This window comes from Limnospira indica PCC 8005 (assembly GCF_000973065.1).
GTDB classification, from domain to species: Bacteria; Cyanobacteriota; Cyanobacteriia; order Cyanobacteriales; family Microcoleaceae; genus Limnospira; species Limnospira fusiformis.
The window spans coordinates 2156629-2168261 of the sequence record NZ_FO818640.1 but is presented as its reverse complement, the minus strand read 5'-3'; the positions used below and the strand labels follow the sequence as shown (position 1 = coordinate 2168261).

Here is an 11633-nt window from a genome sequence, read left to right as displayed (position 1 = left end):
GAGATATGTATCCTTTAAAAAAAATTATCAATATTCCCATTATCTAAAAGTATAGCCCAGGTTTCCCAAAAAAGCAAGGAACCCCCCCAGAAAAAAAATTTTCGTAACATTTCTTTACATTTCTTTACATAAGTTAACATAATTATGAATTACATTGATAGCTAATCAAGCAGAGTAGATATGAGATTGAGATGATGCTAACTTCCAATGACTTTAGTGGGTTACTGAATCAAAGATTTTTCCGAAACTTTTTACCCATTCCGGCGACTGGGACTTTACACTTAGGGAAAAAGACCCCAGACTTTGAATTACCAGACATCACGAATAATGGGAAAGTGCGTCTGTCTGAATACCGAGGTAATACGCCTGTTATTCTGGCGTTTACGCGAATTTTTACGGAAAAGCAGTATTGTCCCCTATGCTACCCCCACATAAAAGCTCTCAATGAAAATTATGCAGCTTTTGTGGAGCGTGGCGCTGAAATATTGATGATTACCAGTACAGACACAGCACAAAGCCAGACCGTGGTTAAAGATTTAGGTCTAAAAATGCCGTTGTTAAGTGATTCTAGCTGTGGTATTTTCCGACTTTATCATGTAGGTCAAGCCTTGGGCGCACCTCTTCCGGCTCAATTTGTTTTAGACCGTGAGGGAATCTTACAATATCGCCATTTATTTTCGTTTCTTGAACCCAATGCGACAGTCCCTAAACTGCTGAGTGTTCTGGATGAACTAGCTAATTAAAAACCAGGCTGCCAATCTTTGGATTCTAAGCGTTTGAGCTGTTGTAGGTAACGAGAAAAATAACCATGATTTAAGCGGCTGTAGTCGTACATTTTGGCGCTTTGTAAGCTAATCGCCCAGGACCAAATTTGGGCAACTTGGGTGAAGGCGGGTAAGGTATATTTTTCCCAATCAGTGAGGGGGTAAATATCTTGATATCCTTGTATAAAAGCGTCTCGGCTACTACGTCCTAACCCGGCTTGTAGGGAAACTTGTAAAAATTTGGCGATGTCAAAAATGCGCCAACCATAGCCACATTGATCAAAGTCGAATAGGGTGATCTCTCCTGAATTGGTAAAATGGGCGTTTCCACTGTGGGGGTCTCCCCAACAAATTCCCCATAGGTCAGCGTTTTTGGGGAAATCAGCTAGTTGAGCCCGGATTGTCTCTGCTGTATTATGTAAGTCTGATAGGTCAGACGATCGCAATTGTAGGAAGGGGGCGATCGCTTCTACGGAACGATCTAAGAGGTATTCTAGGGTTAGTGGCGATCGGTAATGGTCTGTATGGAAGTGACGAGAAACCTGATGAAGACGGGCGACAGTTTGACCTAGTTGGCGACTTTGGCTAGAGTTTAAGTCTCCTAGGGGGATTTGTCCTGATGCGTAGGTGAACAGGGCTGCATATCGTTTCCCCTCCGGTGCATTAATTTCTACTAACAGTTGATTCTCCCAAGTCCTTAACGGGTGCGAAACGGGAATATCTCGTTTCCGCAGAAAGTCCAACAGGTCTAACTCGAATTGGGTTTCTGACCTGGACCGCCAATGATGATGGGACACTCTGAGAATGTAGGATCTGATCGATGTTTCGATTACATATATATCACTCAAGCCTCGATGCCAAAATTCACAACTCTGGACTGCTTCGAGTCTATACTTAGGCAGTACCTTGGAAAGTAAAGCATCACAGGCTAGGGTTGAGTAACTGACGGGAAATGTCTCTTCTGTAGTCGTTAGGCTTAGTCTAGATCCTTTGCTTTTGGTGCGACTAACAGCAATCATGGCTTTATACCTCCAAAGTTATTTGATGAGTGTTGACGGCTTCTCTGGTCCCACACAGATGCGATCGCTTTAGCTGGCTAACGGTTTCCCTCCGTTGTTGGTAGCATCTGTATTGACTATTTCCCTTTTTTGGATCAATTGGCTGATTCCTCGCCTGATTCCCTCAACTATCCGGTTATTTCTACCATCAAAAATTATCAAACCTTTTTGGTATAAATGACAAGCTATGGCGACGTTGAACCACCAATCGATCACACCATTTGATTCATTATCATATTTCTTCTAGCCTAAAATTGTAAGATAAAAATGACATTTTTATATTTTTTTTCCAGATGATTTTCCCGGTCAATAATTCTTAACTATTTATTTGTATTTTTCCCGAAAACTGATATAATGGACGATTATGCCATTCCACCAAGCCATACTACAAATCGAATTTTTTGGCAAGTCTGATTTGAACAAAATCTGCGATTTCTGGTTGATCACTTAGCAACTATCCTCAAATTTGGTAAAATTGATTACAGTTTTTGTAGTGGTTATGCGCTATGGCTGACCTGATAGCTGGGAATATGAAACCAATTAAATCAATGGGACATGGAAGTGATGAGATGTCTGATTAAATCAGCCAAGGAAAAAGCTAATCAGCCTCATGATTTCACGAGGTTAACAGATAACAGGTCTCGCTTGCACGCGATCGCCAAACCCGCTATGGTATTTGAGGACGGTTATCAGGTCTACGCCCATCATGGCTGGATTTTCCGAGAAGATTATCTATGGGGGGTTGAGTTAATCCGTCATAGTGTGGATGAAAGCGATCGCCTCCACGCCGAAGGGGAAGCCGCCATCGAATTTTCCGATGGATTTTGCTGTCACGTCCAGGGGGTAAGGTTACCGGAAAAATACGGCAAACTGCACCCAAATCCATGGCAATCACAATGGTTATTAACGGAACCAAATGCGGAACGAATAAGGGTGTTAATTGAGGGGATAGGTTATGGCAGAATTTGCCAAGAACTCGATTCGGTAGAATTAGATAATTGGCGGGAATATAATTTATTAAAAATTGATAACTATCAGGAAAACGAGCCAATTTTATTATTAAAAATGACCTGTGGGAGTACCAAATCAATTCATGTCCTGCGGGTTCCCCCAGATATGACCTCAGCTAGGGCGGCGATTAAGTGGGTGAACTGGGGGATTGACCCGGAAGAATTTGCAGTGTCAACTTAAACAATATTTAATGATTATGCGATCGGCAAAATGTCTCGTTCAATTCTAGCCATATCGAGATAAAAATGTTACCATCTATTCTACAATTGTAGCATCTAATGGTTTGAGAGTTGGGCTTTTTTTATGGATTATAAACAAGAATTAATTACCACAATCCACGATTTTGGCTGTGACCTAGAATTATTAGAAGGTCGCTTAACCCAACTCAGTGAAATTTCCCCAACAGCCGTCCTAATTCCGGCGTTGTATGAAGAACTAGAAAGACCGGCGCTGACTCAAATTCGCGATTGCTTAAAAGACTGTGAATTTGTCAGAACTGTTGTAATATGTGTGCGAGCAACCACCTTAGAACAATATGCCAGCACGGTTCAATTTTTTGAAATCATGCCCCAACCGACCCTAGTAATTTGGGAAAACGGACCCCGCGTGACTCAACTTTTGAACAAATTAAGGGAAAAGGGGCTAGATCTATTGAGTTTTAAAGGTAAAGGTCAAGCGGTATGGTTAGGACTAGGTTTAGCATCCCTGCAAGCGGAAGCGATCGCTCTCCATGATGCAGATATTACCACCTATGATAAATCCTATCCGCTCAAATTGTTATTTCCCCTAGTGGAGAAGGACTTAGGCTTGGCCTTCAATAAAGCCTACTACGCGCGCATAGGAGGGGAACCCCTAGGTTTTCATGGTCGGGTAGTGCGTCTGTTTGTGACACCGTTACTGACAGCAATGATGGATGTATTTGGTTATAACAATTACCTCCGGTATCTTAGCGCCTATCGTTACCCCCTGTCGGGAGAATTTGCCCTGACCGATGACCTGGCCCTGAATACTCGCATTCCGGGTAACTGGGGGTTAGAAATCGGGTTATTAGCAGAAGTCTACCGCAATGTTGCCGATAAACGTATCGCCCAAATCGACTTAGGGATTTTCGACCATAAACATCAAAGCCTAGGAAGATCCAGCAATGAAGGCCTGCGGAAGATGTGCCGGGATATTTTCCGTTCAATTCTCAGAACCCTAGTAGAAATGGAAAGAGTTACCATTAGCCGGGAACAAATCCATACTTTGCGGGTAAAATTTCGGCGAGAAGCACAAGACTACACGAGACAATATTTTCTTGATGCCCGATTTAATAACCTACACTACGATCGCCACCAGGAAGAAATGACAGTGGAAATCTTTGAACAGGTGATCGCAGAAGCCGGGGACGAATATTTCCGCAACCCAGCGGGGGCGCAAATTCCTGACTGGACTAGGGCGTTAGCGGTAATGCCAGCCCTGCGGGAACAACTACGGGAAGCCACCCGGCGCGATATGGTACAAGGGAGGGAACTTACCGAAAAAAATGCTGGTGAACCTTCGCCGGAGGCTGACTCGGAAGCAAATTAGACTGTTGTGGGTTCTCGTCTTGTTTCTCAGAACGGTTATTGTATTAAAAGGAACTACAAGACGCGATCGCCTGATTTTTGGGACTCGACAAAAAGGAAGAGAATGTTTATTGCATCGGACAACACTACAATTTTTATCTTACTAATTTCCCTAGGGATTCTGGCTTGGGGGTACTACCGCGCTAGACCTTATGGAAAAGCTGGCATTCTCTCATGGCTACAGTCAGTATCTCTGATGGGACCCTGGCTATTATTTTTTGGGCTAACTGCCTTTGGCATCTATATTAACTTTGTCAGCATTCTGCTGTTATTCGTCGCCGCCACGGGTATTTACATTTACTTGGGGCGAAAACTGCGATCGCTGGCTGAAGAATTAGATGACAACAACCCACAGATTCCTCAAGAGGGGGAAACTCCTACCCCAGAAGCTGTTAACCTCAGCGACACCAGCCGGGAAACACCAGGGACTCCCCAAACTGAAACTACAGCTATCAACCCAGAAGACCTAAAAGTTATCCAAGGTATTTTTGGCATTGATACCTTTTTCGCCACGGAAACTTTCCCCTATCAAGAGGGAGTGATTTTTAAGGGGAACCTTCGCAGTGACCCGGAAGAGGTCCATGGTCGTCTCAGCCGCAGCCTTCAAGAAAAAATGGGCGATCGCTTCCGTTTATTTTTAATCGAAAATCCTGACGGTAAACCCGTTGTCATTGTCCTTCCCAGTAGCAAAGACCCCCAACCCGCTACAGATGGACAAAAAATCCTCGCCCTGGTTTTACTGGTGATTACAGTCGCCACTATTTTTCAAGCCGGGGGTCTACTTTTGGGCTTCGACTTCTTTGGTGAACATAATCGTTATGGGGAAGTCTTACCTATTGCGATCGGTATAGGATCGGTTCTCGCCGCCCATGAAATCGCCCATCAAGTTATCGCCAACCGCCACCAGGTTAAATTTAGTCTCCCCTTTTTCATTCCTACTGTACAAATCGGCACCTTTGGCGCTTTTAACCGATTTGAGTCTCTACTTCCCAACCGGAAGGTTTTATTTGATGTCGCCCTAGCTGGACCCGCCGCCGGGGGTTTGTTATCACTACTTATGCTATTGGCTGGATTGATACTTTCCCACCAAGGTAGTTTGTTTCAAGTTCCCACTAGCTTTTTCCAGGGTTCTGTTTTGGTCGGGCTACTTTCCAAATTGATTCTCGGAAACGCCCTCAAACAAAGTATTGTCGATGTTCATCCCTTGACTATTATTGGTTGGCTAGGCTTGGTGATTACTGCTATTAATTTAATGCCAGCCGGACAGTTAGATGGTGGTCGCATTATCCAGTCTATCTTTGGGCGCAAAGTCGCTGGAAGGTCTACTTTTGCTACTTTTATTGTTTTGGCGATCGCTTCTTTGGTCAATCCCCTGGCTTTGTATTGGGCGGCGGTTATCCTGATTTTACAGCGTAACCTCGAACGTCCTAGCCTTAATGAACTCACTGAACCCGACGACACCCGCGCCGCTTTGGGACTCCTGGCTATCTTTATGATGATTATTACCCTCTTTCCCCTTACCCCTACCTTAGCCAGTCGCTTGGGAATTGGCGGTTGATCTCACCCCATACACAAACCACCCCCTGTCTCTATATCGGCTATTGTGTTAATTTATGTAACAAAAAATTAAGAAGTGTTAGAAAAAACGGCTTTTTGGCACTGGGGGGGTTGATTTTGTAGGTGGCTCGTGGTACTATGTTACATAATGGCAATATTAGAAATTTTATTTTTTGGGTCAATTATCCATTATGCTATAAACTATATGTCAATAGCCTATCACGACTCGACAACAGTTGTCAACCCCCAGAATGATTCAACCATTGTTGAAAGACAAGATTTCTGTCATCATCAGGGATAAGTAATTGATAGACCCGATGTCGTTTTTTGGCATAAGTTTCGAGACGATCGCATTTTAAGCCATAGCCAATTTGATCAAGAAAGCGACTTAATACCATAATGGGGGTAGATCGTGGTGCTAACCCTATTCCGATAATAGACTTAATAGCAGTGCGATCGCCTAAAGCCAGCTTCGCCATTTGCTGTAAATCAGGATCAGTATTTTTAAACTCCCGATTTTCCTGTTGTAATAAAGTAGGAAAGCGTAATAATTCCAGAGTAGCGACGACCGCGCCTAATTGCGATCGGTTAAAATCAGGACCAAATAAACTACCTTTTCCTCGTTGTCCCAAATCCTGTGCTATTCGCGCATCTCTCGCGGACAGGAAAGGGCGACCCACAGTTAAGAAATAATGCAATTTTAATTTTTCATACCATCCCTGGTCATCCTTAGTTATCAATTCAGGATTAACGGGAATACCATAGCGCAATTTTAACTGATGTTTGCGTAAAGATTGACTTTCAGCAGGAGTTTTAAACACTTTTTTTTGCAAAACATGATATGCCAAATCACTTAAATCTGTAGCGTTAGATATAGCCCAGCATTCGGTCTGATAATTGCGATCGCGCACAGCGTCAATCAAATCAGTTAAACTAGGTTTAAGGTGATGGTCAGCCACCAAATCAGAATCAGAAGTTTCGCAAGGGGGAGAAACGGGTGATAATTGATGACCTTCAGCTTCCAAGCCAGCCAATACAGATTCCCGATAGCGGGTCATAGTAGCATTAAACCGGACGGCAATTTTAGCCCAACACATTAAAGACTCAGCTTGAAACCCCATTTCCAAATCATCAAAATCATCAAAATCTGACTGTTGTAATAAACGAATGTTTAACTGAGTTAAGCGATGGCTACAACTCAGCAGGGAAGCCATAGATAAAGCGCCATTTCCCAACCTATTTAAACCGTGGGAAGCTATCCACAGATGTCGAGGTATATTTTCGCGAATTCTAGCCAAAGCCTGACGCACAGAATTTTCAGATTGAACCCCTTGGGCGATACCCCATACGGAGGTAAAATGACCTTTTAAATCAATACTCACCCCAGTTTCAATAGCAGGGGAAGCCAAAACCAGATCATAATCTGCTAAAATATGATTAAGTCGGTTGATGCAACCGTAGGCGGGATGATGAGGGTCAGCCAAAGACTGGGAATCAATACGGAGGATTTTCAGTTGAGGAAATTGGGCTTTAAAATAGGCTTCTAAGGTGGAAGTCCCCCACTTACTAGCTAACTTTTGGGCGGACAAACACACAAAGGGACGACCGCCATTAGCGAGATGATTTTCTAGGTCTTTAACTAATTGTTTAGGAGTATGACCGCCATAGTGATAAACATTCCAAGCCTGATCAGCAGCAGGTCGAAAATGGTTTTCGATAATAAAGGGAGTTAGGGGAATTCCCGATAAGGCTTTGAGATAATCAATAGTAGTATCACTGAGGTCAGCATCAGCGATAACTACCCGACCATTGGACATGAAGACATTTTGCAATAAAACTTTTAGCGATCGCAATATAGCGACTCGATATTGGCGACAGGTGTCGGAGTTTAGACCATGCCAAATTATCTGTTCAACTTCATCAAAAATCACCAAAGTATTAGACCAATTATTGGGGTTAAAACCCAGGGAGGAAGAGGGATGCAGGGAATCAATACATAATCCATAACCCTCCCCAGGACGACTGATAACCGTCCCCATTCCGGCTTTCATATAGTTTAAACCAAACCGCTGACAGAGAGATTCTACTAAGCGGATACGATGACCGATAACCAGGACAGACTGACCTTTATCACTGGCTTGTTTAACGAGATTTTCTAGGAGTCTAGTTTTCCCGCTACCTTTGGGGGATTTAATCGCCACCAATTGGCAGGCTTGAGGGATAGCTAAATCCTCTGGGAGATAGGGACAATTGAGGTTTAAATCGGCGGAATAGGTCAAGCGTGAGTGGGAGATGGCGCGCCAGGTTTCCAGGGGTGTAGCGGCTTGATAGGCTTGATGTAGGGCTTCTACTCCTTGGGTCGCAATGAGATCATCAACACCTTTCCCTAATTGGGGTTTCCAGGTAATGACTTTAGTATGGCAACCTCTGCGGCTGAGAAGATATCCCATTTGGCGGATAGCTGCGTCTACGGCTTTGATGGTGTTAGGTTTGGTATCGCTATCAAAGACAATATAGATTTGGCGACCTTGGCTGGCTAGTTTTTGTAATTCTGGAATTAACTGAGATTTTCCGATGCGGTTTCCCCATTGGTCTCGCGGGACTCGATAGCCGCCGTTAATACCGGGAAGGGCTATGGCTGGGTATCCAGCAGTAAGTAGTGATCCGGCTTTTTTTGCGCCTTCGGTGATACAGATGGGAATTTCGTGATGATCAATGACCCACTCCCAAAATCCTAAATCGGCGCGGTCTGGTTGTATGGCTTCGGGGGAAATGGTTAAACTGTGACGATGGGCGATCGCTTCCCAAATTGATTGGGAGACTCGCAAGGCAAAAATTCCGGTGGCGGTTTGGGGAGGATGTTCGTATTTTATGGGTTTATTGCTGTGACTGCTAAGGCGAGGTTTGGCGGGTTTGAAGCATCCCCACAGATCCTCGTTTCCGGTTAAGATATCGACACCTGAACACCACCAGCCCCCTTGGTTAACATGACTATAGCGTTTAAGAATGCGATCGCATACTCGACCACCATTGCGTCTGGGTAGGTTGTCGGCATACAGCAGATAATCTAAAGGGCGATCGCCTTCTAGGGGGATAACATTCAATTGAGTTAGCTCTGGGTCAACGCAGCTTGCGTTCCATTCTATCAGATGATTCACTATATCTCCAGGAAATTAGGCACACCCCACACTGCCTATACAATCAATTGGGATTTAGGGGATTTATACTATAACCCCAGATGTGGAGTTTTTGTCAATTGATTGGCTGAATCTTCCATAGATATGGGGTAATTGACCGGACTCATCAGGTCCTCGCCCCATCCTGACTCAGTTTAATGATATCAATGGCTTCTCCAATTTGGGTTAGCTGGTGGTTTTCGGAATTATAAGCCCAAACCTTTAAAGATATTTCGCCAGAGGGTAAACTAGCGGTGGGAATCCTTAGCCTCCAGCCAGATTGTGCATATTCACGAATTCCTAAAACACTAGCAACATCCCAGCGAGGAATATTTACTTCTCCCACAGCAATTAACTGGTTATTCTCCCCGACACTGAGATAAACAGCATCAGCAGGTTTTCGGGTTTCGGGAATTACTCCCCACCCGGTTAAAACTGAGGGTTGACCTACCCGAATTGGTGATTCTGGAATGACATCAATTGCGCCATTAAATTGGTTGGTAGTGGCGAAAGTTGGGGGCATATCACTCCGTCGCCAAAACCAATGGGATTGGACGAATTTGTGAGGGCGATATTGTTGTAAAATGTATTGATAAATTAGAGAGGCTGAATCGGCTTTTAAGACTTCATCCCATGGGTTTTGAAACCAGACATCATTAGTTAATAAAATTATGGGGGGTTGGGTCGTTTCCAAGTCTTCAATTACCCGGTTTTGGGCGACGGTAGGTTTGGCATACAAAACATAGCTATATTTAGAACAGGATGGCTTATTATATAGATAATACCACAATCCCTCTGATGTGACATTAAAAAAACAGGATTGATTGGCTATTTCGGCTGACATGACATTTTTGGCTTCTAAATAATCGGGTTTGAGTAATTCAGCATCAGGGATAGAGATAGCGGCTGGGAGGCGCGAGAGTTTCTGGGATGCTTCCAGGACATTAAAACCAGATTCTGAGGTCAGAATAAATATCAATAACACGCCTATACTCAGCTTTTGCGGCAAAGTTAGGGTTAATTTATGTAGGGGATTTTCCAGATATCGCCGATAAGCCAAGAGTAATAAATATACACTTAACAATGCTGTCATCATTGCGCCGTGATAAGCATGACCTAAATCACTGCGGTCTAAGGTTATTCTCATATAAACGCCGGCGGCGGATAGGAGAATTAGGGTAAATAAATGTTTGCGGACAAAGGGTTTTAGTTGGAATTTATGGCTGATTAAGTCCCAGGTGAGATAGGTTAAAACTCCGGCTTGAATGAGAATAGATAGCCAGAATTTTTGAGAGATAAAGGTCATTTGGAAGGGGGGAAGGGGAATGAAGGAAATGTAGCGACCATATTTTCCCCAGTAGGCGATTTGAGAGGCGATCGCATTGACTTGATCTAGTCCTAAAAAAATGGCGATCGCCGTGAAGGAAACTACTACCCCGGTGGAAGTTACAGTTAACCAAGTCTTGCGAATTGGGGAAGGTAAAAATAGGCTGATGATACAGGTAATCAAATAAACGGCTAGGAAATATATGGCGCGGTCATACACATATAAAAAACCCCCAGGAATAGACAACCCCACCAACAGGGATAAAATTATGGCTTGTCGGCTATGAAAATGGCGGTTATCTCGGACATGATTAGATTTTAAGTCTTCTGGCTTTTCCCAGGGTATAAATAGGCGAAAATAACGGAGAGTGATGGCGAGTTGAAAGACAAACCAAGTCCCTCGCCTTCCGTCAAACTTGAAGAAAATGCCATCAAAAATACACGCGAATAAACAGAAGAGTAAAAAAATGGGTAATTTTGACTTTTTTAATCCTACTAACCCGGTGATTTCCCACAAAATCCAAAAATAGCCTACAGCAGTGAGTGCATTTTGGAGATTAACAAATAGCCGAGTCAATACAATTCCATTATCATTGCTAATCAACCTCATGGCTACTTCTGTGGGGAAAACATCCATACCATAGCCATGAATTAAGACGGTATTAATAAATGGCTTTTCCAGTTGGGAGAAATTCGGCCAAAATCCTAAAAACTCTCCCTCGTGGAAGGAGTCCCGCAAAAGGGAGGTAATTGGAAACTGATTGAAAGGAATATTAATGACCCAAGCTAAGAGTAAAATTCCAGTAACGGTTGCTAAAAACCAATTTTGGCTGAGAGTTTTGGCGGTAATGTTAATGACAGAATGGAGATATTCTCCCAGCGATATTTTCCCAAATTTCCAAACTATCAGAGTTAGCAGGGGGGGAGTAAATAGCAAAATCAGATATTTGAGATAATCTGTATAGGGACTGATATTCTCAATGCTGGCTTGGGAAATTACCCCGGTGGTATTGTTTCCGAGAGGGATAGCAATGGGGTTGACCAGGGGAACAAAAATCATCCAACTGGTAAGGGTAATTATCAGGACTACAGCTAAACTTGGTGACGGGGTAAATTTGCGATCGCTCATTTTTA

7 protein-coding genes are annotated in these 11633 nt (G+C 43.5%); 4 read left to right on the top strand and 3 right to left on the bottom strand.

Annotated elements, in window-relative coordinates; all coding sequences use genetic code 11:
- Positions 1-191: 191 nt before the first annotated feature.
- On the top strand, positions 192-743 hold the full coding sequence (locus tag XZ46_RS09490) for a peroxiredoxin family protein (RefSeq protein WP_006626231.1): 552 nt from the start codon (positions 192-194) through the stop codon (positions 741-743).
- Here XZ46_RS09490 and XZ46_RS09485 read toward each other — a convergent pair.
- On the bottom strand, positions 740-1783 hold the full coding sequence (locus tag XZ46_RS09485) for a phosphotransferase (RefSeq protein ID WP_008050067.1): 1044 nt from the start codon (positions 1781-1783) through the stop codon (positions 740-742). The two genes, XZ46_RS09490 and XZ46_RS09485, sit on opposite strands and share 4 nt — an antisense overlap.
- A gap of 603 nt (positions 1784-2386) precedes the next feature.
- Between XZ46_RS09485 and XZ46_RS09480 the strand changes: the two genes are divergently transcribed.
- The 3 genes from XZ46_RS09480 to XZ46_RS09470 all read left to right on the top strand — a co-directional run bounded on the left by XZ46_RS09480 (position 2387) and on the right by XZ46_RS09470 (position 5998).
- Complete coding sequence (locus XZ46_RS09480) at positions 2387-3013, top strand: DUF6745 domain-containing protein (protein WP_006626234.1); 627 nt, start codon at positions 2387-2389, stop codon at positions 3011-3013.
- Positions 3014-3136: 123 nt separating this feature from the next.
- Positions 3137-4402 (top strand): glycosyltransferase family protein, encoded by a 1266-nt coding sequence (locus tag XZ46_RS09475; protein ID WP_006626235.1) that lies wholly within the window; start codon positions 3137-3139, stop codon positions 4400-4402.
- A 102-nt stretch (positions 4403-4504) separates the two neighbouring features.
- Complete coding sequence (locus XZ46_RS09470) at positions 4505-5998, top strand: site-2 protease family protein (protein ID WP_008050062.1); 1494 nt, start codon at positions 4505-4507, stop codon at positions 5996-5998.
- Positions 5999-6236: 238 nt separating this feature from the next.
- On the opposite strand, the gene XZ46_RS09465 is transcribed toward XZ46_RS09470, so the two are convergent.
- Together XZ46_RS09465 and XZ46_RS09460 are read right to left on the bottom strand one after the other, a co-directional pair.
- Entirely contained in the window at positions 6237-9155 is a 2919-nt protein-coding gene (locus XZ46_RS09465) for a plasmid replication protein, CyRepA1 family (RefSeq protein WP_006626237.1), read from the bottom strand.
- A 145-nt stretch (positions 9156-9300) separates the two neighbouring features.
- Positions 9301-11628: a hypothetical protein gene (locus XZ46_RS09460; protein WP_008050060.1), complete on the bottom strand. Its 2328-nt coding sequence runs from the start codon at positions 11626-11628 to the stop codon at positions 9301-9303.
- Between the last annotated feature and the right edge of the window lie 5 nt (positions 11629-11633).